Source organism: Streptomyces sp. MNU76, from assembly GCF_020982545.1.
Taxonomy (GTDB): domain Bacteria; phylum Actinomycetota; class Actinomycetes; order Streptomycetales; family Streptomycetaceae; genus Streptomyces.
On the sequence record NZ_JAJKLK010000003.1, the window covers coordinates 166,431 to 193,125 of the forward strand.

The following is a 26,695-nucleotide window of genomic DNA, read 5'->3' on the forward strand; positions in this document are numbered from 1 at the left end:
CCGGAGATGTTCCGGTTCACGACCGGAGAGAAGGCCGATCTGAACGGGGCGGTGCTGGACGCCTTCGGCGTGGCCGGCGAGCACCTCGAAACCACGCTGGGGGTCGACGCGGTACGCGAACGACTGCGCATGGTGGGCTGGGTGGCGGACGTCGACGACGGGGAACTGCACGACGCGCTCGCCCGGCTCGTGAAGTGGGAACTCCTCGACGTCGTGCACAACCACGCGCAGAGCTACCGCACGGCCGAGGAGTACGAGCGGCGCAACCTCCAGTACTCGCTGACCCGCCGGGGTGAGGCGGCTCTCGCCGGAGTGCGGCACGCGCTCGATGTGCTGGCTTCCACAGGGGCGTTGCAGACGGCCGTGCTGGAGGCCATCGCCGACCGCCTGGACGACCTGTGCCTGCTGTCCGGCGAACCCGCCTCCGCCGACCGGCGGATCTTCAGCACGCTGCGCGAGCTGGAGGCGCATTCGGATGCCCTGGTGGAGAACACCAAGGCGTTCAACGGCGAACTGCAGCGCCTCCTGCGTGCCGAGGGCGCGGACCTGGAGGTCTTCCGCGAGGTCAAGGCCGCCACCGTCGCCTATCTGCAGGAGTTCCTGGTCAACCTCGACCGGCGCGGACAGGCGGTCGCCGCCGCCGTGGCCCGGGTGGAGGAGCGGGGGACAGCCGTGCTGCGCGAGCGCGCCCTGCGCGGGGCCGAACTGCCCCCGGTCGCCGGTGAGGACCCCGCGGCCGGCTGGCTGGAGAGCAGGCGGGCGCGCTGGGCGGGCCTGCGGGCGTGGTTCCTGCCGGACGACGGGGCACGGCCCCGGATCGAGCAGCTGCACGACATCGCCCGGCGCGCCATCGTCTCCCTGCTGCAGGTCCTGGAGCGGATCAACGAGTCACGGCGCCGCTCCTCCAGCGCCGTACAGGACTTCCGGGAGCTGGCGCGTTGGTTCGCCGCCGCCCCCGCGGAGGAGGACCTGCACCGCCTGTGGTCGGCGGCCTTCGGACTCGGCCCGGCGCGCCACGCCCACCTCGCCCATCCGGACCCGGAGTTGATCCCGTCGTCCCGTTCCTGGTCCGAGGCCCCGCCCGTGGAGGTGTCGGCGCTGCTGCGGACCAGCGGACGGACGGAGCGCTTCACCCGCACGGCCAGGGTGCGGGACGTCACGGCGGTCAGGGCCGAGCGCGCGGAGCGGGCCCGCGCGGAGCGGGCTGAACTCGCGCGTGCCTGGCAGGCGTTGCAGACGGACGGCCCGGTGCGCCTGTCCTCCTTCGGCACACTCGATCCCGCCGTTTTCGAGCGGCTGCTCGACCTGGTGGGCCGGGCCCTGGCCGCCCGGCCGGACACGACCGGCTCACGGCGCGCCTCTACGGGGGACGGCCGGGTGGAGATCGCGCTGTTCCCGCCGCCCGACGAGCGCACCGCCGTCCTGCGCACGACGAAGGGCACACTCGCCGGACCGGACTACGTCGTCCTCATCACAGCGGCCGGCGAAGCGAGCCCCCTCCCACGGCCGGGCGCCGCGCGGCGGGAGGCAGCCGGATGAGCACCCTCGCCAACCAACTCGCCGCCGCGGAACGGGAGCAGGTCGCCCGCGCCATCCGTCTCCTGCTGGCCAGGCCCCTGCTGACCGAGGCCACCGACCCGGCCGGCTTCGAACTGGTACGCCGCCGTCGCGAGCCGCTGGCCCAGTGGTTCGACTACACCTGCGGCTGGAGCCTGGTGGTGGAACCGCGCCGCGGCTACGCCCGCCTCACCAAGGTCCGCGCCGACCCGGACGGCACCCGGCCGGCCCGCAGGGCCCGTTCCGGCCGGGCCCCGTTCGACCGCCGGCGTTACGTACTGCTGTGCGTGACCGCCGCAGAGCTGCTGTCCATGCCGATGACGACCATCGGCATGCTCGCCGACCGTGTCGTGCAGGCCACGTCGGCCGACCGGGCGCTGCCCGCGTTCGACCCGGTGCACAAGCCGGAGCGAATGGCGTTCGTCGACGTCCTGAAACTGCTGGAGTCGTACGACGTGCTGCGCGCGGTCGACGGGACCACCGAGGCGTACGTCGAGTCGGCCGAGGCGAAGGTCCTCTACCGGGTGGACACCACGCTGCTGATGCGGCTGCCCGCCGCGCCCGTCGGCGCCTCCCGGCTCGCCGTACCCCCGGACGAGGTGCCCGCGCGGTTCGGGGAACTCCTCACCGGTCTGGTGCGCGAGCGCCGTTACGGCGGCGCGGTCACCGACGGCGCGGTGGACGAGGCGCACGGCGAGCGGGCCGCCACGGACGCGCAACGCAACCTGAGGCTGCGCCACTCGGTGCTGCGCCGCCTCTTCGACGACCCCGTGCTGTACCGGACGGACCTGACCGACGACGAGCTGGCGTACGTCACCTCCCTGACCGGTCGCCAGATCCTGCGCCGCTCGGTCGAGCAGGCCGGTTTCCTGCTGGAGGAACGAGCCGAGGGCTTCCTGCTCGTGGACCCGGACGGGCTGGCCACCGATGTCCGCTTCCCCGACGACACGTCCACCGCCCGGGTCGCCGCGCTGCTCCTCCTGGAGCCGCTGTGCGCCGCGCCCGCCGGGCTGCTGCCCGAGCAGCTCGCCGAGGCCGGAGCGGATCTGCTGCGGCGCTTCCCGCGGTGGGCCAGGGCGTACCAGTCCGAGGACGGCGCGGCCCGGCTGTCCGACGACGCCGTACGCGTCCTTCGTGACGTCGGCCTGGCCCGCCTGGCCGGGGGGCGGGCCGTCGCGTGCCCGGCCGCATACCGCTACCGCCTGACACGGACGACGAGTCCGGGCCGGGACGACGAACCCGGACCGGCGTGGGACGCCACCTCCCCCCGGGCGGCAGTCGGCACGGCTGCCGAGGGCGTCGCCGCAGAAGGAGACGAGCAGTGAGCGTGACCGAGCTTCCCTTCCCCCGGAGGTCGGAGCCCACCGGACCGGCCGTGGCAGGGGCCGCCCGAGCGGCGGACGCCACCGGCAGCCGCTGGCAGCCCCACCGCGCCGGCATTCTCAACGTCTGGCGCTACTACGACGAGACGTTCACCTTCCACCAGGGCCGCCTGCTGCTGCGCGGCCAGAACGGTTCGGGCAAGTCCAAGGCCCTGGAACTGCTGCTGCCGTTCCTCTTCGACGCCAGCCTCCGCCCCAACCGCCTGTCCACGTTCGGCGGTTCGGAACGCACCATGCACTGGAACCTGCTGGGCGAGGGCGCCTCCGGCAAGACCCGCGTCGGATACGTGTGGATGGAGTTCCGCCGCGTCGGCGACGACGGCACCGAGCGGTGGTTCGGCTGCGGGGCGCGCCTGCAGGCGAGCGTGCACACCAGCGCGGTACACGCCGACTACTTCACCACCGGCTCCAGGATCGCCCGTCCCGGCGGTGTGCTCCTCGTCAACGAGGCGGGACAGCCACTGACCCGGGCCGCCCTCGCCGAAGCCCTGCGCGACCGCGGCGACGTCCATGCCTCGGCCACCGACTACCGCACGGCCGTACGGCGTGAACTCTTCGCGGGGATGGGGGAGCAGCGTTACGAGTCGCTGCTGTCGGCGCTGCTCCAGCTGCGTCAGCCCAAACTGTCGGAGCGGCTCGACCCGTCCCTGCTCTCCACCCTGCTGTCGCGTGCCCTGCCCCCGCTGGGCGAGGGGGAGATCGCCGAACTCGCCGAGGGCTTCGAACGGCTCGACCGGCAGCGCGAACACCTCAGACGGCTCGACGACGAGGTGACGGCCGCCGAGACCGTCGCGTCCCGGCAGCGTGCCTACGCGCGGCGCGTCCTGCGCGCGAGTTCCGCCGCGCTCATCTCGGCCACCACCGAGATGGACGACCTCACCCGCGTCGCCCGGAAGAGCGCCGAGAAACTCCGACAGGCGCTGGCGGAACGCGAGTCGGCCCAGGCCCGGCGCGAGGAACAGGAACTGCGCGCCCATGCCCTGGAGGAGACCGTCGAGGGCCTGCGCGAGAGCGACGCGTACCGGCAGGGCGAGGAACTCGACCGGCTCCGCCGCCGCACCGAAGACGTGGCTGCCGCCGCCGAGCGGCAGCGATCCGCCGCCCGGGCCGCTCAGGCCGGGTCGGAGAAGGACCAGCGGCACGCCGACGAGGCGGCGGACCAGGCCCGCACACTCGGCGAGCACGCGCGCGAAGCCGCCGGGGAAGCACACAGGGCGGCTCGGGCAGCAGGGCTGGAGTCCATCCACCACGAGGTGAGGACGGTCCTCGACGCGGCGGATCCCGCGGTGGCCCTCCCCCACGGCACGGGACGCGACCAGGGCGGCGTCCCGCGCACGACGGCCGAGAACGGCGCGCGACAAGCCCGTCGGCTGCTGCGCGGCGCGGACACCGCCCGACGGCAGCAGGTCACCCTCGTCACCGAGGCGATCGACGAGCATGACCGCGCCGTACGCGACCGAGGCGCCGCCGAGGAACTGCTGGACCAGGCCCGCACCCGCCTCGCGGAGGCGATCGCCCGGCGGGACGAGGCGTCCGCCGCCTGGGACGACGCCCTCGCCGCACAGGTGGAGCGCCTCCTCGCCTGGGCCGAGGACTGCACGGAACTGCGCATCACCGACCTCGACGCACTCGCCGCCGCAGCAGCGGCTCAGGCCGAGGTCACGGCCCTGACCGAAGCCGCCGCGCGCCCGCTGGCACAGGAGATCGCCGAGGCGGAGGCCACCACCCGGGCCGCACGCCAGGGCCTGCGGGACGAGCGGAGCCGGCTGGAGGAGAAGCTACGACGGCTGATCGGTGAGACCGACCTGCCGCCCGTGCCCCCGCCCACCCGCACCGCCGTCCGTACGGCGACGGCGGGCACCCCTGTGGCGCGTGGTCGCCTTCCGCGAAGGCGTCCCGCTCCCCGTCCAGTCCGCGGTGGAGGCCGCACTGGAGGCGTCGGGTCTCCTGGACGCCTGGGTCAGTCCCTACGACGGACTCACGCTGCCGGGTCACGACACCCGCGCCGAGGCCGCCCTGGCCGCGACCGCCCCGGGGCCCAGCCTGCTGGAGGTGCTGAGGCCCGAGGAGGACCTCCCCGTCCCGGTCGACACCGTGACCCGCATCCTCGCCGGCATCGCCTACGGACCCACTCTGCCGGGCGGGCACTCCGCGGCCGTCTCCGCCGACGGCGCCTGGCGACTCGCGCTCGCCACCGGTACCTGGAGCAAGCCGGAGCCGGCCCACATCGGCGCCCTGGCACGTCAGCGTGCCCGGCAGCGCATGATCGGCGAACTGACCGACCGCATCGGCGAGACGAACGCCTCCCTCGCCGCACTCGACGACCGGCTGCGCGGCCTCGCCGCCCGCCGCGCCCGGCTGGACGCCGACCGCGCCGCCCGCCCCGACCACCGGGAACTCGACGTCCGACGGCGTGACCGGGAGCGCGCGGAGGACACCGTGGCGGCTCGGGACGACGCCGTGCGTGACGTCGCCGGACGTCTGGCGCGGTGCGAGAGGGAGGTGGCGGGCGCGCTGCGCACGCTCGACCGCAGAGCCGCCGAACACGGACTGCCCACCGACCGCGCCCGGTTGCGTACGCTCTCCGACGCCATCGACAGGTTCCGGGACACCGCCGACAACTGGGTGGACGCCCGGCTCGCCGCGACCGCCGCCGCCGACCGGGCCCGCCAGCGGGCCGCCCAGGCGGACCGATCGCGCCGGACCGCCGAGGAACGCGCCGAGGACGCGGCCGCCGCCGAAGCGGAGGCAACGGGGCTGAAAGCGCGTCTGGAGGCAGTGGAAGCCACCGTCGGCGCGGACTACCGGCAGATCGTCGCACGCGTCGCAGAGGCGCGCACCGAGCTGCGTCGCTGCCGTGAGGAGGCCGGCCGGGCCGCCGAACTCCTGCTGCGTCTGGAAGGACAGGTCGGAGAACTGCGGGCCACCAGCGGCCAGGACGCCGAACGCCGGGAACAGGCCGTTGCGACCCGGGACTCAGCGGCGCACCGGTTCCGGCACCTGTGCCTGGCCGGGCTGGCCGAGGACGCCGGCATCACACCGGCACTCGACGCCGGGGACGGCACCAAGGCCACCCTGGAGGCCGCCCGCGCCACGGCGGCGAAGTGGCCGGACCTCCCGCACGCCCCACGCAACCTGGGCGACGCCGCGACCCGCCTGTCCGAGGCGGTCCACGAGGCCCGCCAGCGTCTCGGCACCCGCGCCGACCTGGACCTGGAACCGGACGACGACATCCAGCTCTTCACCGCCACCCTGGACGGCGTACGGGTGGGGGCGGCGGGTCTGCTCGGCACGCTCACCGAGGAACGCGACCGCAGCCGGGACGACATCACGACCGCCGAGCGGCGCCTGTTCGACCAGATCCTCACCGGCGACATCCGCCGCCACCTCGCGGCCCGCATCCGCCAGGCCGGTGAACTCGTCGACCGCATGAACGGGCACCTGGAGCGGGTCCGCACCGCCTCCAACGTCGCCGTCCAACTCGTCTGGGACGTCCGCCCGGACCTTCCGGACAGCACCCGCACCGCCCGCCAGCTGCTGCTCAAGGACCCCGGCCGGGTCACCGAGAGCGACCGGGAGGCCCTGCACGTCTTCTTCCGCGCCCGTATCGAGGAGGCCAAGGGCAGTGAGACGGCCGCGAGTTGGGAGGAACAGCTCGGTGAGGTGCTCGACTACACCGCCTGGCACCGCTTCACCGTCCGCCTCGACCGGGCGAACGGAAGCGGCTGGCAGCCGCTGACCAAGAAGCTGCACGGCGCGCTCTCCGGCGGAGAGAAGGCCATCGCACTGCACCTGCCCCTCTTCGCCGCCGTCGCCGCCCACTACGAGGCCGTGCCCCTGGCCCCCCGGCCGATCCTGCTCGACGAGGTCTTCGTCGGTGTCGACACCGTCAACCGCGGGCAGGTCTTCGCGCTGCTCACCGCCCTCGACCTGGACCTCATGGTCACCTCCGACCACGAATGGTGCACCTACGGCGAACTGCCCGGCATCGCCGTCCACCAACTCCTCACCGGCGGGGACGACGACGCGGTCACCAGCGCCCGCTTCGTCTGGAACGGCAGCGACCTGGAGGCGGGATGACCAGCGCCGAAGCCGCGATCCCCCCGGAACCGGCCCCGGGCGATGCCACTCTGCGCCGCCCGGAACTGCGCCCCCTCTGGGACACGCTCCACAGCCGCCTCTCCTCCGGCCGCCCCGTCACACGGGTGCGCCTCGGACCGCTCGACGACCCCCAGCGCGAGGCGCTCGCCGACCTCCTCGGCCTCGACCGCCTGCCGGACGCACGCCCCTCCGTCCCCCTGACCCGCCTGGAGGAGGCCGTCACCGAACTCACCGGCCGCACGGTACGAGAAGTCGTCACCACACTCGTCGGCCCTCTCGGCGACAGAGCCGGAGAGCGGCGCCGCCAGAGGGACGAGCGGGCCGAGCTGTGGACCTGGCTGGCCGAGCACGAGACGGTGAGGGCCCAGCCGGCGCTCTCCGACTGGGCCGCCACCTGCCGGGCGGCCGGCGTGGTCGCCGGCTCGGTGGAGCACACCCGTACGCTGCTCACGGACGCGCTCAAGGTGCTCGCCGAACTGCCCGGCCAGGCAGAACCCCTGCCCGTCTTCGCCGCCCGGGTCCTGAGCGGCCGGACGCACGCACTCGACGACGGCACACCCCTGTCCGCACTCGTCCTGCGCGCCCTGGCGACCCTGTACGACACCCTCCCGCCGCAGTCCGCCGCGCAGCGGCGTGCCCTGTGGACCCGCGCGGGAGTCGCCGACGACGAGCTGTCCGCCACTGTCCTCGTCGGCGGACTGCGTCCGGCCGGTGACGGCCTGCTCGCCCGGGTGGCCACAGCGTGCGCGGAGGCCGGCCAGGCCGCCTGTCTGACCCTCGCCCACGTCCGTCACCCGGGCGAGTTCACCCTTTCCGAGGCCCCTGTACCCGTCGTCCACGTCGTGGAGAACCCCAGCGTCCTGGCCCTGGCCCTACGCCGCTTCGGGCCCTGCTGCCCGCCGCTCGTCTGTACGTCCGGCTGGCCCAACAGCGCCGCGATCCAGCTCCTGCGCATGCTCGCGGACCACGGCGCGGCGCTTCGCTACCACGGCGACTTCGACGGAGAAGGCGTCCGCATCGCCGCGTATGTCCTGGACAAGACGCCGGCGCGTCCCTGGCGCATGACGGCCGCGGACTATCGTGCCGCGGTCGCCCTCTACCCACGCGGTCCTCAGCCGGGACGCATCACCGAAGCGCCCTGGGATCTCGACCTGGCCGAGGCCATGGCGGAGCACGGCATCGCCGTGGTCGAGGAACTGGTGGCGGAAGTGTTGTTGAAGGATCTCGCTGGTACGGCTCAGCAGAGGCGTCGCCCTGGCTGGTCGTGACGCTCCTTTGACGCTACGAGGGTACGAGCGGCCGTTCGGATCCTCCTGGCCTCCGGCTTCTCGGAGGGGTGAGGAGCAGACCGGGCTCGGGGAGCGGGCGTGGCGGGAGGTGCGAGGGCGGCGTATCGGCCTGATCCCGCAGGACCCAGGTGTCAGCCTCGACCCGGTCGAGCAGGTCGGCGCGCAGGTCGCCGAGGTGCTCCGGGTGCACCTCCTGGCCAGTCACGGGACGCCCCCGCCCGAGCCGTCGCTCTCCTCGGAAGAGGCAGGGGCCGCCGGCAGGTCTGACGGACTTGGCCGAAGGCGCGTCGACATTCTCGGGCAGGGCCGTTCGGCCCTTGTCGCCGGTTGCGCGTACTGACTTCACTGATCCTGCGGTTCCGCCCGTGCGCCGACGCTTTGGATCCCGCCTGTGGGCTTGGTCTTGCGGCACCGCTCATGAGCGAGGCGGGCGGGGCCGTGCAGTGCGTGGACGAACGGCAGAGCGAGAGCACCGTACGACGGGAGGTGAGCGGAGAGATGATCTTGGCGGTCGGGCACGCCGACCTCGCTTCGCACACGCTGAAGCTGGTGGAGGCCGAGTTGCGGGCGGTGCTGGATCGCCTGCCCGAGCGGGTGCCGGGGCTGGTGCGCGTGGGGGCGGGGTGCCGGTGGCGTTCAGCCGGGCGGTGCGGGCGGCGGGTCGGGAACTCGTCGTGGTGATTCCCACTCAGGGGATGGTGCCGGCGTTGCTGCCGCAGCGTGACCGGGCGGCGACCGGTGGGGTGCTGGTCCTCGCCCAGCAGGTGCGTCTGCTGGCGTACGACCCGGCGGACCGGGACGCGTGTATCGGCGAGGACGAGCGGATGATCGCGGGATGTCGTCAGCTGCTTGCCGTGTGGGACGGCTCGCCGTCCAACGGCCGTGATGCCACCGCGCATCTGGTGGCATACGCCCGCGCCCACGGCGTTCCGGTCGAGGTCGTGTGGCCAAAGGGGGCAGCCCGCGGGGCCGTCCCCGGCGTACCGGAGCCGGCCAACGGCCGTGCTCCGCGCGGCGGCAGCGACGTGTCGACCACTGTGGGCCCCCGGCCCACCCCGAACAGGGCCAAGGCGGAACAAACCCGATGACCGGCACCACCACGACCGTGCACCATCTCACCACTGCGACTCAGGGGGGCGGAGACGAGCGGGAGATCACGTCGGCGAGCACGAGCGGGGCCGGGCGGGCTTTCGCCTGGCTGCTGATCGTGTCCGGCGCCCTTGGCGTCCTCGCCTCCTTCGTCATCACCATCGACAAGTTCCAGCTCCTTGCGGACCCCGACTTCTCGCCCTCGTGCAACCTCAGCCCGGTCCTGTCGTGTGCGAACGTCATGAAGAGCGACCAGGCTTCCGTGTTCGGCTTCCCCAACCCGCTGCTCGGCCTGCTCTCGTACCCGGTGGTCGTCGCGATCGGCGCGGCACTGCTGGCCGGGGCCCGCTTCCGCCGCTGGTTCTGGCTCGGGTTGAACGCCGGCACGTTGTTCGGCGCAGGGTTCTGTATGTGGCTGATGACGCAGGCGCTGTACGAGATCGGCGCGCTGTGCCTGTGGTGCTGCCTGGCATGGGCGGCCACCGTCGCGATGTTCTGGTACGTCACCGCGCACAACCTGCGGCACGGGATCATCCGTGCGCCCCGCGTGCTGGTGGCCGGGGTGCTGGAGTTCCACTGGGCGGTACCGGTCACCTGGTACCTGAGCATCGTGATGCTGATCGTCACCCGTTTCTGGGACTACTGGCAGACCCTGCTCTGAGCCAGCGGGCCCCCGCACGACCACGCTCGGCGGGTGGGCGGGCGCGGAGGTTCGTAGGCCCGCGACCGGGAGCGCACCCCCGGGCCGGGTGATGACGCCGTCGCGGGAACGTGCGAGCGGAGGCATTTCCGCCGGTTCGGTTCACCTGCCGCGTTCCGGCCACACGTGGCGGCCGTACTCCGTCGCCTGCGCGCCCCGTCCGGACGGGGCGCTGGAGTTCCATGTCCGCTCCACCGGCCCAGGTGGGGTGAGTGAGGCACTGGTGGCGCGCACCCGCGTCGGCGACCCGCTGCGTCGGGGACCCGCGCTGGGGGAGTTCGAGGCCCCGGCCCAGGTTCGTGACGGCGTCGAGGAGGCTGTGCATCCGGTCCGGCACGTCGAGCCGAAGCCGTGACGACGCTGCGGTCGGGGGTGGTGATTCGGCCTTTCCACCCGCTCGTGGACCGGTCGGTGCTCAGCAGCGTACGACCGGCGTGCGGGGCGATGCGCGCCGCGCCGCTCAGCGACGCGAAGTGGGGACGTTGGACCCCTGCGCAGGGTCCTGGGAGGGGCCCTTCGGCCCTATCCGGACCCGGTACCCCACCGCCGATCATGAGGCGGCGACAAGCAAGAGCCAGGTGAACATCCCGCACCACGGCATTTCCGGCTCGTCGACGACATGAGCAGATGGGGAGGACGCCGTCCGGTGGACGAGGCACAGATACGGAAGACGGGGACCGAGCGGCCGCGCGCCGCGGTCGCCGTGGCCGACGAGGCATCCGGACGGGCGGAGCACACGGCGGGCGGATCGTCGTGGACGGACTGGCTGACGACCACCGACCACAAGAAGATCGGGACGATGTACCTGGTCACCGCGTTCGCGTTCTTCATCGTCGGCGGGGTGATGGCCCTGCTGATGCGCGCCGAGCTGGCCCGTCCGGGCACGCAGATCATGTCGAACGAGCAGTTCAACCAGGCGTTCACCATGCACGGCTCGATCATGCTGTTGATGTTCGCGATGCCGCTGTTCACCGGCTTCGCCAACTGGATCATGCCGCTGCAGATCGGCGCTCCGGACGTGGCGTTCCCGCGGTTGAACATGCTCGCCTACTGGCTCTTCCTGTTCGGCTCGTCGATCGCCGCGTTCGGCTTCCTCACGCCGGGCGGCGCCGCCGACTTCGGCTGGTTCCTGTACGCGCCGCTGTCCGACGCCGTCCACTCGCCGGGCCTCGGCGCCGACATGTGGATCATGGGTGTGGCGCTGTCGGGCTTCGGCAGCATCCTCGGCGCGGTCAACTTCATCACCACGATCATCTGCATGCGCGCGCCCGGCATGACCATGTTCCGGATGCCGATCTTCACCTGGAACGTGCTGCTGACCGCGCTGCTGATCCTGATGGTGTTCCCGGTCCTGGCGGCGGCCCTGTTCGCACTGGAGTGCGACCGCAAGTTCGGCAGCCATGTCTTCGACGCGGCCAACGGCGGCGCACTGCTGTGGCAGCACCTGTTCTGGTTCTTCGGTCATCCGGAGGTGTACATCCTGGCGCTGCCGTTCTTCGGGATCGTCTCCGAGGTGATCCCGGTCTTCTCCCGGAAGCCGATGTTCGGCTACATGGGCCTGATCGGCGCGACGATCGCGATCGCGGGCCTGTCGGTGACGGTGTGGGCGCACCACATGTACGTCACCGGCGGCGTCCTCCTGCCGTTCTTCTCCTTCATGACGTTCCTGATCGCGGTGCCGACGGGCGTGAAGTTCTTCAACTGGATCGGCACCATGTGGAAGGGCTCGCTCAGCTTCGAGACGCCGATGCTGTGGACCACCGGCTTCCTGATCACCTTCGTCTTCGGCGGCCTCACGGGCGTGATCCTGGCCTCGCCGCCGATGGACTTCCACCTCTCCGACTCGTACTTCGTCGTCGCGCACTTCCACTACACGGTCTTCGGCACGGTCGTGTACGCGATGTTCGCCGGCTTCCACTTCTGGTGGCCCAAGTTCACCGGCAAGATGCTCGACGAGCGCCTCGGCAAGATAACCTTCTGGACACTCACGGCGGGCTTCCACCTGACCTTCCTCGTCCAGCACTGGCTGGGCGCCGAGGGCATGCCCCGCCGGTACGCCGACTACCTGGCCGCCGACGGCTTCACCGCGCTCAACACCCTGTCTACCATCGGGTCCTTCCTGCTGGGCCTGTCGATCCTGCCGTTCTTCTACAACGTCTGGAAGACCGCCAAGTACGGCAAGAAGGTCGAGGTCGACGACCCGTGGGGCTACGGCCGTTCGCTGGAGTGGGCGACCTCCTGCCCGCCCCCGAGGCACAACTTCACCATGCTGCCGCGGATCCGGTCCGAGTCTCCGGCCTTCGACCTCCACCACCCCGAGATCGCCGCGGCCGAGGCGGTGAACTGAGGTGTCGCACACCGTCCCGGCGATGGGCGCCGCGCTGGTGACCGCCGCCGGCTGCGTCTGGTACCTCCCTGCCCTCGCCGACCTGCGCGCCGGGGCCGACCGGCCGGTCTCCCGCCGTACCGCGGCGGCGGCCTGCCTGACCGGCTGGAGCACGGCCGCGGTCGTCGCCGTGGTGCTCTTCGCCGGCGTGGTGTGGCAGGCGGCCTGCGTGGTGGCGGTGGCGGGTGCGACCGTCGTGGCCGCGCTGCGGATCCGTGCCGCCGCGCAGCACCGCCAGGAAGTGCGGGAGATCGCCCGTCACTGGGCGGCGCCGGCCCCCGGCCGGCCCGGACACGGCCGCTCCCGGCACGCCTTCGCCGCCCTCCTCGCCTGCGGACTCGTCGCCGCCGTGGCCACGGCGGCCCTCCTGGTGGCCGCCGGCCCGGAAGATGGCGCGGACTGGCTGATGATCGTTACAGCCCCCGCGGCGGTCGTCGGCCTGACCCTCGCCATCGCGGCGACGCGCACACGTATGGTCGTCCGTCGCACCATGGCGGGCCGTACGTGGCCCCCGCGATAGGGGAGCGTGTCGGTGGTGACGCCCATCTGACGCTCCGGTGCGCGTTGACGGGGCCTGTGAGCGTCTCGCCGTCGATCGCGCAGCGCAGTGCCCCGATGTGGTCGGTCAACGAGACGAACGGCCAGTACCGGTCGCCGGAGCCGAGCCGGCAGCCCAGGCCGAAGCGGAAGAGCGGGAAGAGTCTGCCGAAGGCGGAAGTCGTCCCCGGGTGGCGCGCTCTCCTCCTTGGTCCGGTCGCCGGTGTCGCCGTAGTAACCAGTTCCAGCACAGCACCGAACGGGTCGTGCAGCAGGCGCTGGACAACCTGCGCACGGTGGACGCCCTCGTCCTGCCCCAGGGCTTCCTGTCGAACATCCCCACCTTCGACCTGTACAAGGACCGTTGGGTGTGCGTGATGTCCGCCGACCGCGCCCCGGCCGTCCTCGGGCGGGAGGAACTGGCGGAACGTCCTTGGGTGTTGCCCTACCGTCACCCGTCGCCGGTCTTCTCCCCGCTGAACCGCCTGCACGCCGAGGGCATCGAACCGCACGCGGAGATCGTCACGGAGAACTTCCTGGCCATTCCCCACCTGGTCGCTGGGACCGACCGGATCGGCCTGATGCCCGAACGGGTCGCGAGCTCCGCCTTCTCCGGACAACCGATCACCGTCGTCCAACCCGCCTTCGAGATCGGCCACTTGGCGGAGTCCTTGTGGTGGCATCCCCTCCATGAGCGGGAACCGGCCCACATATGGCTGCGCCGCATCGCCGCTCAGGCCGGCCAGACAGTCGAGAGCGGCCCCTTGGCGTGAGGAAGTGCCCTCGGGCGGGGCGCGGAAGGTGTACAGCAGTCGGTCGACATCGAGCGCGGACACCCGGGTGTCGGCCTTGCGGGAGGGGTGGCCGCTCGGGCAGGCGATGCGCCGAGCGGAGAAACCAGCTGGTCGCGAGCCTCTGCCGGGACGCCCCGAGGTGGTGCGGGAGCTGCGCGCGATGCCCGTCCTTGCCCAGAGGTGTCGCGGCCCTGACCGTTCGGTGAGGAGAGGAGGGGAGGGGAACGCATCGTCTGCCCGGCAGTAGGGTGAAACGGTGACCCTTTTACCGGAGGATTCGTCGCAGTCGATCAGTGAGGGTGACCGTGAAACGGCCGTGCGGCGCCTGCAGACGGCGTACGCCGAAGAGCTCATCTCGCACGAGGAGTTGGACGAACGCCTGCATCGCGTGCTCACCGCCGAGGTGCGCGGTGAACTCGTGACGGCCCTGGCCTCGCTCCCGGAGGAGGGGCCGGGTGCCGCGTCGACGATCGGCGCCGCGGGTGGACGGATCAAGCGGCGGGGTGCGTGGCGGGTGCCTCGGGTCCTCAAGGTCGGGTCCGCCTACGGAAGGGTGCGGCTGGATCTGTCGCGGGCGATCATCGAGCATCCGGTCGTCGACATCGAGCTTCAACTCGGAACCGGCGGGGCCAGGATCACGGTGCCTCGTGACGCGGTCGTCGATGTCGAGGGTGTGACTACGGGGTGGAAGGACCTGCGCTACCGGGCCCCGCGGCGTTCCCCCTCCGGCGGGCCGGTGATCCGGATCTCCGGGGCCATGGGGTTCGGGCGGCTGAAGGTCCGTCACGCCTGGCGTCGAGTTCAGTGGTAGGCGTGCACGACGGCGTGGCCCTTGCCCCGGCCGATCATCCACTTGTTGACCGGCGTGGTGATGAGGAAGGCGACCCCGAAGCCGCCGAGAAGGGCTGACCAGAACAGGGCGTCGTCCAGGTGGGCGTCCATCGCGCCCGGGGTGAGGGCGATGATGGCGTTGTCGACCAGCTCCATCACGGCGATCGAGACGGTGTCGGCGGCCAGGGCCACCCTGATCGCGCTCTTGAGGTCCAGGCCCGCCCGCCGCACCGCGAACAGGGTGAAGGAGTAGCCGAAGAGGAACGCGAGCGCGATGGCCAGGACCATGGTCGGCACGTTGCCCCACCTCAGGGCCGTACCGATGACCATGCCCAGGATCTCGCCGATGGCGCACCCGGTGAGGCAGTGCAGGGTGGCCTTCGCCGCCGTCGCCCAGGAGGCTCCTCCGTGGCCTCCATGCCCTCCATGCCCTTCGTGGCCTCCGTGCCCTCCAAGGCCTTCGTGGCTTCCTCGCGGGTCGGTGTGCCCCGGGTGGTCGTGGGTGGTGCCGTCGTGGGCGGTCCTGTGGTTCATGTGGTCCATGACCTCTTCCTCCCTCTCCGTCCATGGTGGCCCGTGGTCGGGCTCATGTCAGGCTATACCCCAGGGGGGTATATGGCCAGAGGTGCGCCTGGACGCCTCGGGTGCCCCAGGAGGCGGTTCGGTTCACCCGTCTGAGTCGGATGGGCGGTCGCTACGTACTAAGCGGGTACGTAGTGGTCGACGATCGGTGAGCCGGATTTCCGGCCCCGTGAAGGGGTGGCGACGTGGGTGGACACCTTCTTGGCTGGACGCTGGTGGCGCTGGGAGCCGGGGCGGCCGTCGGGAACCTCGTGCGGCTGGCGCTGGTCAGAGGCTGGGTGCGGTACGAGGCAGGGGCCGAGGTGGTCATGGGTGTGGGGATGGCCGTCATGGCGGCGCCTCCGACCGCGAGCCTCTACGGCACGTACGGCGTGTGGTGGGCGGCCGTGTTCGGGCTGCTCTGTCTCGGGGGCGTGGCCCTGTCCGTCCGGCATGCCGTACGCGGCGGTGTACGGCAGCTGCGGCACGGCGCCCATCTCGTGATCGGCAGCGCCGCCATGGTGGTGATGACCCTGGCCATGCCCGGCGCCGTCTCGGGGCCGACGCTCGCCCTGGCCGGCTCCTCCGGGCACGGCCATGGAGGCGCTGCCGGGACGGAGGGCATGAGCGGGATGGAGGCCATGGGAGCCCATGGCGTCACCGAGGCCGCCGCCGCGTCGGGCTCCGCGATGGTGTGGCGCGTCGCCTTCTGGGTCCTGGCCGCCTACTTCCTGGCGTCCGTGGCGCTGGCCGTACGCGCCCGGCTGCGGGAGCCGGGCGGATCGTCCGCCGGGTCGGCCGCCCGGGCCCGCCACCGCCGGGCGTCCCGCACCCCTGACGTGCTGTCCGTCCCGAACGCCCGCCTGGCCGGTCACATCGGTATGGGCGGCTCGATGGCGACGATGCTCCTGGTGATGACCGTCTGACCCGAACGAGCCTCACCCCTTGCGGAGTTGGGTCCCAAGAGGCCGTGCGACGACGGGGGCGGCCATGTCCGCTTCACGCGGCGCCCAGCGGGCAGGCGACGAGGAGCGGCAACAGCGGGACGGTCGCGGTCACTGCGGCGACCGAACCCCAGAACGCGCGGTGTGCGGGACGGCGCGGCCCGAGCACCCGCCGGATCCGGATCAGGACCGCCGGGCCGCCCGCCGCGAAGGCGGCCTTCGGGGTCCGGGCCGCCGCCATCTCGTACATCGCGCTCGCCAGGGCCCCGTCGGAGTGGGCGCGCAGGGCGTGGTCGTCGGCGATCATCTCCAGCAGGAGTGCCGTCTGCGCTCGGGCGTGGCGGGCCAGGGGGAGTCGGGGGAAGAGTGAGTGGAACGCTTCCGCGGCGGCGATCACCAGATGGTGACGGCCCGCGATGTGGGCCCGTTCGTGCGCCAGGACCGCCGCCAGTTGTTCGGGGCTCAGCTGGCGTACGGCCGCGTCGCTGATCACGATCCGGGGCCGGTGGCCCGGCAGGCAGTAGGCGGCGGGCACGTCGTACGGCAGGACGGTGGCCCCCAGCCGCTCGGAGCGGCGGCCGACCAGATCCACCGCCTCCCGGTGTCGGTCCCGCGCGCGCCGGGCTCGTACGACATGGAAGGCGAAGATTCCCGCGAGTACCGTCCCGAGCGTCGTGGGAACGGCGACGGCGAGGCGGCCGGCGGTGTCGTGAGCGGGTCCGCTCGCGCCCAGGTCGAGTCCGCAGGAGTGCAGCAGGCCCAGGAGTCCCTGGTGTGTGTGCTCGGTGGGCATCAGCAGGTGGTACGCGGTCAGCGCGATCCCGAGGACGAAGGACAGCGTCAGCGTGTGCCAGACCAGCAGGGCCAGGGCCGGCGCCCGGTGCGGCCATGCGGCGCGCAGGACCAGGGGAGGGGCGACGAGGCCCACTGTCGCCGTGTAGGCGAGCAGGAGTGGAGCCGCGTTCACGGTTTCGCCTGCCGTCCCACCGCGCGCAGCGCCTTGCGCAGGGCGGCCTGCTCCTCCTCCGTCATGTTCTCCACGAAGTGGACCAGCGCGGCAGGCCGGTCCCTGCTCGCGTCGAGACCGTCCTCCATCAGCGCGGCGGCGTACGCCTCGCGGCTGCGCACGGGGGTGTACAGCCAGGCGCGGCCCTGTTTGCCCCGCAGCAACCAGCCCTTGTTGTAGAGGATGTTGGTGACCGTCATGACCGTGGTGTAGGCGAGCGGACGGGTCTTGTTGAGGTCGTCGACGACCTCGCGCACCGTCGCCGGACGGTTCCACGTCCAGAGGCGGTCCATGATCTCAGCTTCCAGTTCCCCCAGCCGTCTCATGGCCCCTACTCCTTCTGGCTGTTGACGTGTACGCGCGTAGGCGCGTACGCAGGGGCATAGTAGTTGGCCGGTAGCCGGCCGGTAGACGGCCTGCCCGAGTGAGGACCGGCGCGGGCCGTCGTCGGCCCGCGCCGGGGTGCTCAGAGTCGGTCGAGGATGTCGCCCAGTTGCTCGACCTCGGCGGTCTGGCCCTTGACGATGTCGCCCGCCATCTTCACGGCGGCATCGTTCTTGCCGTCCTTCTGCTCGTCCTCGGCCATGGTGATGGCACCGTTGTGGTGCTGGATCATCATCTCGGCGAACATCTTGTCGAACTCGGTGCCCTTCATGCCCTTGAGCTGCTGCATGTCCGCGTCGGACATCATCCCGTCGCCGCCGCTGCCGTGGTCCATGCCGGGCATGGACTCGACGGTCGTCGGCTTGCCCCAGGACCGCAGCCACCCCTTCATCGCCTTGATCTCGGGGTCCTGGGCCTTCTCGATCTGCTCGGCGATGTCCTTGAGTTCCGTGTCGGAGGCCCGGCCGTCGGCGAGTTCGGCCATGTCCAGGGCCTGTTCGTGGTGCGGGATCATCATCTGCGCGAAGGTGACGTCCGCGTCGTTGAAGTCGCCGGATCCGGCGTCGCCCGACCCGGAGTCGGACGATCCGGCGTCGCCGGACGCGGACGGCGAGCTCTTGTCGCTGCCGTGGTCCATGCCGTCCATGTCGTCGCCGCATGCGGTGAGGAGCAGGGCGCCGACGGCGACGATGCCGACGGTGGCGGAGGCGCGGCGAAGGCGCGTCCGGCGAGCGGTACGCGTGAAGGCAGTCATGGTCGATTCACCTCGTGGTGTGCGTTCTTGGCTGTTCGTGGGCAGGCGGAACCGCGGGGTCGCGCAGTGCGCGCGCCCGCGTGGGCGGTTCGGCCTACAGCCGCAGAACTGACAGACGGGTGAGATCGGGCCCGCGCGGCGGCGGGCGGGGTCGCGCGATCGCGGCGACCTGGGCGAGAAGTGCTGCCCACTCCTCATGGCGACGGGTGAACGCCGACTTGAGGAGGGCGGTGAGAACCCATGCGGCGAGCAGGATCGCCACGCAGAGGGACTGCATGTCCATGGTCGTGGCCGGTTCGTGCGAGGACGACGGCCCCGGAAGTCGGCCGCCCCACCCCGGCGCCGTCGACGACGGTCCCGGACCCGGCGCCGTCGACGACGGTCCCGGACCCGGCGCCGTCGTATGTGTCGCAGCGGCGTGGGAGGCCGTGCCCATGGAGTGCGCGGACTCGCCGGGGTGCCCCGTGCTGTGCATCGCGAAGACGCCGAAGGCGAGGACGGCGACGAGCAGCAGATGGCCGAGGGGGCCACCCGCGCGTACGCGTCGACTCAGCTTCATGCGGGGCTCCGTCACCGACCGTTCTGGATCTGCTGTCACGACCGTACCCAAGGAACGGTCGTCGCGCCGGGTGGCGGGGCGTTTTCTACTGTTCTACTAAGAGGTTTCGTGGTGGAGATCACGTGGCGGCGGCACCTGACGACGGCGCCGCCGCGTGGGCGCGGGTCAGGGCGTGCCGGAGGTGCTGTCCAGGGCCGAGGGACGGGTGGCCTCGGCCGGGTCGCCGACGGGCGGGGGTGTCGGTGGCGGTCTTGCTGGGCGGGGCCGAGGGACCGGGGTCGCGGGGCCGTCGCTGGGCGATCCGGTGTCGGGCGTGCGGGACGGCGTCGGTGTCGCTGTCGGTGTCGCTGTCGGTGACGGGGAGGTGCTGGTCGCGGGGGCGGGGCCAGGGGACCGAAGGTTTCGCCGGGGCCTCGTCGGCGCCGAGCCGCAGCGGGAGGGCGATCAGGGTGACGACCGCGCAGGCCGCGGCGGCACCGGCCGCGGCCCGGGCCAGTCGGCGGAGGGTGGCGGTGCGGCGGATGGCCTCGTAACGGCCCGGCGGTGGGCCGAGGCGGTCGGCCGGGGGACGCAGGAGGACGGTGAGCGGGTCGTCGGGCTCGAAGTCCGGGCCCTCGTCAGGGCGTGTGATCAAGGCTTCTCCTCAGGTGGGCGCGGAGCAGTTCGCGGGCCGCGTGGAGGTCGGCCTTGACGGTTCCTTCCTTGCGTCCGGTCAGCTCGGACACCTCCCGGATCGGCATGTCAGCGTAGTAGTGCAGCAGGATCGGTACGCGCAGCCGTTCCGGCAGCGACTGCACGAGCAGCCGCACCGAGGGGTCGGGCTGTTCGGCGTCGTCGTACCGCGGGTGCACCGCGGCCTCGGCGGTGGCCCGGTGCATCGCCTTGCGTTCGCGTTCGAGCTTGCGCCAGTGGTCCCGTACGAGGTTGGCCGCGGTGACGTAGAGGAAGCCGTGCGGCTCCGCCACGGACGTCCAGCGGGCCCAGAGCCGGGTGAACGCCTCCGAGGCGATCTCGTGGGCCGTCTCGTCGTCGTCGACCAGCCGACGGCACCAGCCGGCGAGGCGCGGGTAGAGGGCGGCGAACAACTCGGACGCGGCCTTCTCGCGGGACCGTTTCAACGCTCTCCATGGTCGTGATGGTGCGACAAGAGGAAGGGAGGAAGGAGGGGGGGGGCGGGCGGGGTGCTGGTCACCGGGCCGTGGGGCTCAGCGTCGCGAAGACGATCACGTTGTCCCGGTACTCCTCGCCCGTGCGCGGGCCGCCGCAGGTGATGAGGCGCAGCGCGGGGCGGTTCACGTTGCCGTAGACGTCGTTCGCGGGGAAGTCGGCCTTGGCGACCGTGCGTACGGAGTCGACGGTGAACTCCGCTGTCGTGCCGTTCTCCAGGCGCGCCTCGATCCGCTCGCCCCGCCGCAGCCGGGCGAGCCGGCGGAAGACGCCGTCGCCGTAGGGGCCGACCGTGACATGGCCCAGGATCACCGACGGGCCGGTCTGGCCCGGCGTCGGCGAGTGCCGGTACCAGCCCGCCCTGTCGTGCTCCGTGACCGGCGGCACCTCCACCGTGCCGTCCGGGGCCAGCCCCAGGCGGATGACCGGGGTGTCGACCTCGATGGCCGGGATCAGCAGCCGCACCGGGACCGAACGGGCCAGGGGGCGTGCCGCGCCGGGTGTCGGCGACGGGGACGGGGGCGGCGAGGACCGATGCGAGGTCGCGCCGCCCTCGGAAGGCTTGGTCGAGGCGTGGTCGGCGCGGCCACCCCCGCAGCTCACCGACAGCGCGGCGGCCGCCGCCACGGCGAAGGCGCGCCTGGAGAGCGGAGTCACGCCTCGTTCGCCCGCTTGCGGCGTACGAGGACTACGGCCGCGCCGCCACCGAGGAGCAGCGCGGTGGCACCGGTGCCCGCCAGCACGGCCGTGCCGCTGGTCCCCTGCGACTCCGGTGCCGTACCGGTGTCGGGGGCTCCGCCGGGGACGACGGAGACCTGGCTCGGCACCGGGCTCGCGACACTGTCGTCCGTGGCCTCGGTGGGCGCGCTGTCCGACGGGTGATCCGTGGCGGGGGCGGACGGGGCCGGGTCGCCGTCTTGGCGGCCTCCTTCGGTACGGCGGTCGGGCTCGTGCCGTCGGCGAAGGCGGGGAGCGCGATCGCCAGCACGGAGGTGACGGCAAGTGCCGTGGCACTGAGGACGGTTCGGCGCATGGGTCGCTCTCTCTCGTCTGGTTCGGGTCTGTCGAACGGCTTCGTGGGCCGCCGCGCGGCCGGTTGCCCGGGGTGCGGCGGCGTCACGTACCGAGCGGAGAGACGAGACAGCCGCGGAGTGCGTTGTAAAGAGATGGCAAAGTCGTCTCTGGGGGCGGTGGGAGCGGCTGAAGTGGTGGGGGCGGTGGGGGCCCTCCGGGATCGCGGGGCGTACGCGTCACGCGAGGCACACCAGCTCCACGGCGACCACCACATCCACGACCGCGCACCATTCGGCGAAGGTGGGGCCACGACCCCCCCGCAGCCGACGCATCCTCAGATGGGTGAAGTCCCCTACGCCGTGGCAGAACCAGCCCGCCGCGATCAGATACCGGCCCAGGTCCGCGCCCACCACCAGCCCGGTCACGGCCGGCGCCCCGAACACGACCGCCCCGGCGGCCTGGAGCCCGAAGACGGCACGCCCGTGCGGAGTTCCTCCGGCCGAGACCCCGGCCACGCTCCCGGCCGTGCTTCGGCCCGCGGCCCGGGATCGGATCGCGCTTCGGAGCGCGCCCCAGAGCAGTACCGCCAACGCTGTGCCCACCATGACGCCCGCCGGTGAGACAAGGTCGAGGCCTTGGAGGGCGACCGCGAACGACGCGCCCACGGCGAGTACCGGCCAGGTCGCCCGGGGCCTGCCGATGCGCGGCCCACCTCGGCCCGGGGCCCCGCCGGACGTTGATCGTCGGCGCGGTGCTCCTCGCCGCGCTGCCCGGCGGTGCCGTCAGTCTGGCCGCGGGGGACGGCCGGTTCGCGCACGCCGCGCTCTTCCCGGCCGGTCTCGTCGCCTTCACCGTGTGGATGGTGCTGGGCCCGCTGTGGGCGTGACACATCGCCGGACCACGGCCGCCCAGCTGGCGGAGATCATCCGCGACGTCGCCGCCGGGCGCCGCTACGTCGACCCCGACATCGCCGCGTCCGCCCTCACCGAGGACGACTGCCCCCTCAGCGAGCGCGAACTGCCGGTGCTGCGCGCGGCCCGCGCCGGCGCCTCGGTCGCCGAGATCGCCGACGAGGTCCACCTGGCCCAGGGCACGGTCCGCACCTACCTCTCGGCCGCGATGTCCAAGCTGGGCGCCCCCACCCGGCACGCGGCGGCGCACCACGCAGCAGGGCTGGATCTGAGCGGAGCGCAGGCGCGTGTCACCCGGGCGGAGCGACCGGTCGGGCCCCGCTCGGCGAACAGGCCCGGCCGGCACCCGCTCAGTACACGTCCCGCACGTACCGCTTCTCCGTGGTCAGCTGCTTCACGTACGCGGCCGCCTCGTCCTCGGTCATCCCGCCGTGGGTGATCGCGATGTCCCGCAGGGCCCGGTCGACGTCCTTCGCCATCCGGGAGGCGTCGCCGCACACGTAGAAGCGGGCGCCGTCCTGGAGCCAGTGCCACACCTCGGGGCCGTGCTCGCGCATCCGGTCCTGGACGTAGACCTTGGCGCGCTGGTCGCGCGAGAAGGCGGTGTCCAACCTGCTGAGCACGCCCGACTCCTGAAGCTCTGTCAGCTCTTCCTGGTAGTAGAAGTCCGTCGCCCGGTGCTGCTCCCCGAAGAACAGCCAGTTGGGCGCCCGGTGGCCGAGGGCCCGCCGTTCCTGGAGGAAGCCGATGAAGGGCGCGACACCGGTGCCGGGGCCGACCATGATCATCGGGGTCACCGGATCGGCGGGCGGCCGGAAGTGCGGGGAGCGCTGGACGTGGACCGGCACCTCCAGGTCCGCCTCGCCGTCCGCGAGGAAGGGGGAGCAGACACCCCCGCGCGGGCGCCCGTGCAGGTTCTCGTACCGCACGACCGACACCGTCAGCGAGATGTGGTGCGGATCGACGAGCGGGCTCGACGAGATCGAGTACAGACGGGGCTGCAGCTTCTTGAAGACACCGGCCCACTCCCGGGCGGAGGCGCGTACCGCGAACTCGGCGACCACGTCGACGGCCTGTCGTCCCCAGGACCACTGGGCCAGCCCGTCCTTGTTGTCCGGACGCATGAGCTTCTTCAACTCCCGGTTGTCCCGGGTCCGTTCGGAGACGAAGCGGAGCAGGTCCGAGGTGATCCGGGTGATGTCGAGATGCCGGTGCAGCGCCTCGGCGAACGGCACCTCGCCGACCCCGTCGACCGTCACGGGAGCCGAGCCGTCCAGACCGGTCACTGCCAGCCATTCGGCGACCAGGCCGAGGGAGTTGACCGGCCGCACCCCAAGCGCGTCGCCCGCCTCGTACGACAGTCCCGTCCCGCTGGTGTCGAAGGTGAACCGGCGCACCTCCTTGCCCGCTCCGGGCAGGCTCAGCAGCCGGTTGCCGACCAGCCGGGCGGTGGCCGGCGCGGGCCTCGCGGAGCGGTGGACGGGCGTGGACGTGGGTGCGGTGACCCGGGGAGGGGCGATGGTGACGGAGCCCTGGGGCGTCGTTCCCGCGGCCGTGGGTCCGCCCTCCGCGGGGCCCTCGCCCCCGTCCGTCCCCTTGCCGAGCGCGGTGATGACCTGGCCCAGCCAGGCGTCCGCCGACGGCTCGTAGTCCGGCTCGCAGTCCGTGCGCGGGGCCAGCCGCACCCCGCCCAACTCGTCGAGCCGGGCGTCCAGTCGGCGACCGTGCCCGCAGAAGTCGTCGTACGAGGAGTCCCCGAAGGCCAGCACGGCGTAGCGCACGCCGTCCAGGCGGGGGGCCTCCTGCCGGGACAGCGCGTCCCAGAACCCGGAGCCGTTGTCGGGTGCGTCGCCGTCCCCGAAGGTGCTGGTGATCAGCAACAGGTCGGCGCCGAGCGGCAGTCGGTCCGGCGCGGCCTCGTCCATCCCGACGAGCGTCGCCCGGTGCCCCGCCGCCCCCAGATGCTCGGCGGCCGCCGTCGCGAACTCCTCGGCCGTCCCGGTCTGCGAGGCCCACAGCACGACGACCTCGCGTCCGGCCGGTTCGACGGCGGGCTCCGCGCTCGGCGCCGCCGACCGCGAGTACATCCCGGCGAGCACCCCGTTCACCCACACCGCGTGCTCCGGCGCGAACGGCGCGTCCGCCGGCAGCACGGGCACCCCCTGCACCCCGGACCCGAGCCCGGCGAGGAACCCGGTGAGGTACTGCCGCTCCTGGGCGGAGAGGACGGGCGGTGGCGAGGGTTCCAGACCGAACGGGTTGGCATCGAGGGCGATGTGGGTCGGCGCGGTGATCGACGCGGCCACGGGGAGCGGGGAGGCTGGTACGGGGGCTGTCGCCGGGGCCGTCGTCGTGGCCGTCGTCGGCGTGCCGGTGGGTTCGCTCCCGGCCGGCGCCGCGAACCTCGTCGGCGCGGCCACCTTCGCCAGGGACACCGCGCACACCTTCAACTCCGGCTGGAACGACAGCGGGTCCACCGCGTCGCTCGTCACCGCGTTGATGCTCAGATACTCCCCGAAGAGGTCGTTCCAGTGGAACGGCGCGAACACGCACCCCGGCATCACACGGTCGGAGACCACCGCCGGCAGGACGGCCCGCCCCCGCCGCGAGGCGACCTCCACCGAGTCCCCGTCCGCGACGCCCAGTTCACGCGCGTCCCGCGGATGCACCTCCACGAACGGTCCCGGGTTCAGCCTGTTGAGCTTGGCGACCCGGCCGGTCTTCGTCAGCGTGTGCCACTGGTGCTGCAGCCGCCCGGTGTTGAGCACGAACGGATAGTCGTCGTCCGGCATCTCGGCGGGCGGCAGGTGCGGACGTGCGTGGAACACGGCCCGGCCACTGACCGTGGGGAAGAGCAACCCCCGACCGGTCGCGCCCTCACCGCCCGCAGCGCGGTCATCGTTCGCGTCCCCGTCACCGTTCGCGGCCCCGGTTCCCACCACGTAGCGGATCGGGTTGCGCGCCGGCCCGTCCTCCGTAGCCGCGGGCCACTGCACGGACCCCGACCGCAGCCGGTCGTACGTCACACCGCGCAGGTCCCAGCCGGTCTTCGGGTTCCACGCCCGCTTGATCTCCTCGAAGACCTGCTCGGCGCTGTCGTACGAGAACCCCTTCTCGAAGCCCATCTCCCGGGCGACGGCCGCGATGATCCGCCAGTCGGCCATCGCCTCGCCCGGCGGGTCGGCGGCGGGGGCGGCGAGCGTGAGGTTGCGCTCGCTGTTGATGAGGACGCCCTCGGACTCGGTCCACAGCGCGCCGGGCAGGACGACATCGGCGTAGGCGTTGGTCTCGGTGTCAGCGAAGACGTCCTGGGTGATGACGAACTCCGCGGCCTCCAGCCCCTCGATCACGGTCTTGCGGTTGGCCACGGAGGCGACCGGGTTGGTACAGATGATCCAGCAGGCCTTGATCTCCCCGTCGGCCATCTTCTGGAACAGCTCGACGGTGCCCTTGCCGACCCCGTCCTTGCGCAGGCTGTCCGGCGCCAGCTCCCACAGCTCCTCGACGAACGCCCGCTCCTCGTCCACGAGCACCGACCGCTGCCCCGGCAGCCCCGGCCCCATGTAGCCCATCTCGCGCCCGCCCATGGCGTTGGGCTGGCCGGTGAGCGAGAACGGGCCGCTGCCCGGCCGGCAGATCGCACCGGTCGCCAGGTGCAGATTGACGAGCGCGTTGGTGTTCCAGGTGCCGTGGGTGGACTGGTTGAGCCCCATGGTCCAGCAGCTCGTCCACTCGGCGGCCTCGCCGATCAGCCGGGCGGCCTCGCGGATGTCGTCCGCCGGGATGCCGGTGATGTCGGCGACGGCGTCCGGCGCGTAGTCGGCGAGGAAGTCGGGCATCGCCTCCCAGCCCTCGGTGTGGGCGGCGATGAAGTCGGCGTCGGTGTGCCCGTTCGCGTGCAGCTGGTGCAGCAGGCCGTTGAGGAGGGCGAGGTCCGTGCCCGGACGTATCTGCAGGAACAGATCGGCCTTCTCGACGGTCGCCGTGCGGCGCGGATCGACGACGATCAGTTTCGCGCCCGCCTTGACCCGGTCCATCATCCGCAGGAACAGGATCGGGTGGCAGTCCGCCATGTTCGAGCCGATGACGAGGAAGACGTCCGCCCGGTCCAGGTCCTCGTAGGAGCCGGGCGGGCCGTCGGCGCCCAGCGACAGCTTGTAGCCGGTGCCGGCGCTCGCCATGCACAGCCGGGAGTTGGACTCGATCTGGTTGGTCCGGATGAAGCCCTTGGCCAGCTTGTTCGCCAGGTACTGGGCCTCCAGGCTCATCTGGCCGGAGACGTAGAAGGCGAACGCGTCGGGCCCGTGCTCGTCGATGATCGCGCGCAGCCGCCGGGCGGTCTCGGCGATCGCGTCGGAGGCGGGCGCGGGGGCCGGTTCGTCGCCCCGGTCGTCCCGCACGAGGGCGGTGGTGAGGCGGCCCGGCGCGGCGAGCATGTCGGCGGTGGTCGCGCCCTTGGTGCAGAGGCGGCCGAAGTTCGCCGGGTGGGACTTGTCGCCGGACGCCTTCAACACCGTGCGCCGGCCGTCGGGGCCCATCCCGACGTCCAGGAGCATGCCGCAGCCGACACCGCAGTACGAGCACACGGTCCGCACCTGTGTCGTGGTGCTCTGCGGGCCCTGCGCGGCCACGGGCGGCCCCTCTCTGTCGGCGTCCGGGGTGTCCGGTCGTTCGTCCGTTCGTCCGTTTGCTCGTCCGGTCGGTCCACCGGGCGCTGTCGGTGTGGCGG

25 protein-coding genes and 2 pseudogenes are annotated in these 26,695 nt (G+C 72.5%); 15 read left to right on the forward strand and 12 right to left on the reverse strand.

The window, feature by feature from the left end:
* Positions 1-6: 6 nt before the first annotated feature.
* From E4N62_RS07100 to E4N62_RS07115, 4 genes and pseudogenes are all read left to right on the forward strand, one after another.
* Complete coding sequence (locus E4N62_RS07100; protein WP_230212912.1) at positions 7-1,539, forward strand: TIGR02677 family protein; 1,533 nt, start codon at positions 7-9, stop codon at positions 1,537-1,539.
* Entirely contained in the window at positions 1,536-2,882 is a 1,347-nt protein-coding gene (locus E4N62_RS07105; protein ID WP_230212914.1) for a TIGR02678 family protein, read from the forward strand. The genes E4N62_RS07100 and E4N62_RS07105 overlap by 4 nt, the downstream gene beginning before the upstream one ends.
* A gap of 50 nt (positions 2,883-2,932) precedes the next feature.
* Positions 2,933-7,019 (forward strand): annotated as a pseudogene (locus tag E4N62_RS07110) (TIGR02680 family protein).
* The gene (locus tag E4N62_RS07115; protein WP_230212916.1) at positions 7,016-8,308 is read left to right on the forward strand and encodes a TIGR02679 family protein; all 1,293 of its coding nucleotides are present in this window, start codon (positions 7,016-7,018) and stop codon (positions 8,306-8,308) included. The pseudogene E4N62_RS07110 and the gene E4N62_RS07115 overlap by 4 nt, the downstream one beginning before the upstream one ends.
* Positions 8,309-8,321: 13 nt before the next feature.
* On the opposite strand, the gene E4N62_RS48565 is transcribed toward E4N62_RS07115, so the two are convergent.
* Positions 8,322-8,534, reverse strand: coding sequence for a hypothetical protein (locus E4N62_RS48565; RefSeq protein WP_308184871.1), 213 nt, complete (start codon positions 8,532-8,534; stop codon positions 8,322-8,324).
* A gap of 212 nt (positions 8,535-8,746) precedes the next feature.
* Between E4N62_RS48565 and E4N62_RS48570 the strand changes: the two genes are divergently transcribed.
* The 8 genes from E4N62_RS48570 (at position 8,747) to E4N62_RS07160 (ending at position 14,646) form a co-directional block, all read left to right on the forward strand.
* A complete protein-coding gene (locus E4N62_RS48570; RefSeq protein WP_308184872.1) occupies positions 8,747-9,010 on the forward strand; it encodes a hypothetical protein in 264 nt (87 codons plus the stop codon).
* On the forward strand, positions 9,004-9,417 hold the full coding sequence (locus E4N62_RS48575; RefSeq protein ID WP_308184873.1) for a hypothetical protein: 414 nt from the start codon (positions 9,004-9,006) through the stop codon (positions 9,415-9,417). Before E4N62_RS48570 ends, E4N62_RS48575 begins: the two co-directional genes overlap by 7 nt.
* Complete coding sequence (locus E4N62_RS07130) at positions 9,414-10,079, forward strand: vitamin K epoxide reductase family protein (protein WP_230212918.1); 666 nt, start codon at positions 9,414-9,416, stop codon at positions 10,077-10,079. Before E4N62_RS48575 ends, E4N62_RS07130 begins: the two co-directional genes overlap by 4 nt.
* A 91-nt stretch (positions 10,080-10,170) precedes the next feature.
* Positions 10,171-10,473, forward strand: coding sequence for an FAD-binding oxidoreductase (locus E4N62_RS49295; protein WP_374116976.1), 303 nt, complete (start codon positions 10,171-10,173; stop codon positions 10,471-10,473).
* A 264-nt stretch (positions 10,474-10,737) separates the two neighbouring features.
* Entirely contained in the window at positions 10,738-12,465 is a 1,728-nt protein-coding gene (gene ctaD, locus E4N62_RS07140) for a cytochrome c oxidase subunit I (RefSeq protein ID WP_230212920.1), read from the forward strand.
* Between the two features lies 1 nt (position 12,466).
* Positions 12,467-13,024, forward strand: a complete 558-nt coding sequence (locus E4N62_RS07145; protein WP_230212923.1) for a hypothetical protein — start codon at positions 12,467-12,469, stop codon at positions 13,022-13,024.
* Between the two features lie 283 nt (positions 13,025-13,307).
* Positions 13,308-13,814: a LysR substrate-binding domain-containing protein gene (locus tag E4N62_RS07155; RefSeq protein WP_230212925.1), complete on the forward strand. Its 507-nt coding sequence runs from the start codon at positions 13,308-13,310 to the stop codon at positions 13,812-13,814.
* Between the two features lie 277 nt (positions 13,815-14,091).
* Positions 14,092-14,646, forward strand: coding sequence for a DUF1707 domain-containing protein (locus E4N62_RS07160; RefSeq protein ID WP_230212927.1), 555 nt, complete (start codon positions 14,092-14,094; stop codon positions 14,644-14,646).
* Here the strand turns inward: E4N62_RS07160 and E4N62_RS07165 are convergent.
* Positions 14,637-15,200, reverse strand: coding sequence for a DUF4396 domain-containing protein (locus E4N62_RS07165; RefSeq protein ID WP_230214048.1), 564 nt, complete (start codon positions 15,198-15,200; stop codon positions 14,637-14,639). The two genes, E4N62_RS07160 and E4N62_RS07165, sit on opposite strands and share 10 nt — an antisense overlap.
* A 233-nt stretch (positions 15,201-15,433) precedes the next feature.
* Between E4N62_RS07165 and E4N62_RS07170 the strand changes: the two genes are divergently transcribed.
* The gene (locus E4N62_RS07170; RefSeq protein WP_230212929.1) at positions 15,434-16,153 is read left to right on the forward strand and encodes a DUF5134 domain-containing protein; all 720 of its coding nucleotides are present in this window, start codon (positions 15,434-15,436) and stop codon (positions 16,151-16,153) included.
* A 73-nt stretch (positions 16,154-16,226) separates the two neighbouring features.
* Here the strand turns inward: E4N62_RS07170 and E4N62_RS07175 are convergent, their stop codons facing one another.
* The 9 genes and pseudogenes from E4N62_RS07175 to E4N62_RS07215 all read right to left on the reverse strand — a co-directional run bounded on the left by E4N62_RS07175 (position 16,227) and on the right by E4N62_RS07215 (position 21,570).
* Complete coding sequence (locus E4N62_RS07175; RefSeq protein ID WP_230212931.1) at positions 16,227-17,138, reverse strand: M56 family metallopeptidase; 912 nt, start codon at positions 17,136-17,138, stop codon at positions 16,227-16,229.
* A complete protein-coding gene (locus E4N62_RS07180) occupies positions 17,135-17,503 on the reverse strand; it encodes a BlaI/MecI/CopY family transcriptional regulator (protein ID WP_184900322.1) in 369 nt (122 codons plus the stop codon). The genes E4N62_RS07175 and E4N62_RS07180 overlap by 4 nt, the downstream gene beginning before the upstream one ends.
* A gap of 140 nt (positions 17,504-17,643) precedes the next feature.
* Complete coding sequence (locus tag E4N62_RS07185) at positions 17,644-18,315, reverse strand: DUF305 domain-containing protein (RefSeq protein WP_230212933.1); 672 nt, start codon at positions 18,313-18,315, stop codon at positions 17,644-17,646.
* Positions 18,316-18,409: 94 nt separating this feature from the next.
* Positions 18,410-18,874 (reverse strand): DUF6153 family protein, encoded by a 465-nt coding sequence (locus E4N62_RS07190; RefSeq protein WP_230212935.1) that lies wholly within the window; start codon positions 18,872-18,874, stop codon positions 18,410-18,412.
* Positions 18,875-18,992: 118 nt separating this feature from the next.
* The gene (locus E4N62_RS07195; protein ID WP_230212937.1) at positions 18,993-19,508 is read right to left on the reverse strand and encodes a hypothetical protein; all 516 of its coding nucleotides are present in this window, start codon (positions 19,506-19,508) and stop codon (positions 18,993-18,995) included.
* Positions 19,492-19,992 (reverse strand): RNA polymerase sigma factor, encoded by a 501-nt coding sequence (locus E4N62_RS07200; protein ID WP_230212939.1) that lies wholly within the window; start codon positions 19,990-19,992, stop codon positions 19,492-19,494. The genes E4N62_RS07195 and E4N62_RS07200 overlap by 17 nt, the downstream gene beginning before the upstream one ends.
* Before the next feature lie 70 nt (positions 19,993-20,062).
* Entirely contained in the window at positions 20,063-20,698 is a 636-nt protein-coding gene (locus tag E4N62_RS07205) for a class F sortase (RefSeq protein ID WP_230212940.1), read from the reverse strand.
* Positions 20,695-21,074, reverse strand: a pseudogene (locus E4N62_RS07210) (sortase-dependent protein). The gene E4N62_RS07205 and the pseudogene E4N62_RS07210 overlap by 4 nt, the downstream one beginning before the upstream one ends.
* Before the next feature lie 217 nt (positions 21,075-21,291).
* Positions 21,292-21,570: a hypothetical protein gene (locus tag E4N62_RS07215; RefSeq protein ID WP_230212941.1), complete on the reverse strand. Its 279-nt coding sequence runs from the start codon at positions 21,568-21,570 to the stop codon at positions 21,292-21,294.
* Positions 21,571-21,791: 221 nt separating this feature from the next.
* Here E4N62_RS07215 and E4N62_RS07220 point away from each other — a divergent pair, with 221 nt between their 5' ends.
* On the forward strand, positions 21,792-21,941 hold the full coding sequence (locus tag E4N62_RS07220; RefSeq protein WP_230212942.1) for a hypothetical protein: 150 nt from the start codon (positions 21,792-21,794) through the stop codon (positions 21,939-21,941).
* Positions 21,938-22,405, forward strand: coding sequence for a helix-turn-helix transcriptional regulator (locus tag E4N62_RS49300; protein WP_374116949.1), 468 nt, complete (start codon positions 21,938-21,940; stop codon positions 22,403-22,405). Before E4N62_RS07220 ends, E4N62_RS49300 begins: the two co-directional genes overlap by 4 nt.
* Here E4N62_RS49300 and E4N62_RS07230 read toward each other — a convergent pair.
* A complete protein-coding gene (locus E4N62_RS07230) occupies positions 22,317-26,597 on the reverse strand; it encodes a bifunctional nitrate reductase/sulfite reductase flavoprotein subunit alpha (protein WP_230212943.1) in 4,281 nt (1,426 codons plus the stop codon). The genes E4N62_RS49300 and E4N62_RS07230 overlap by 89 nt on opposite strands.
* Between the last annotated feature and the right edge of the window lie 98 nt (positions 26,598-26,695).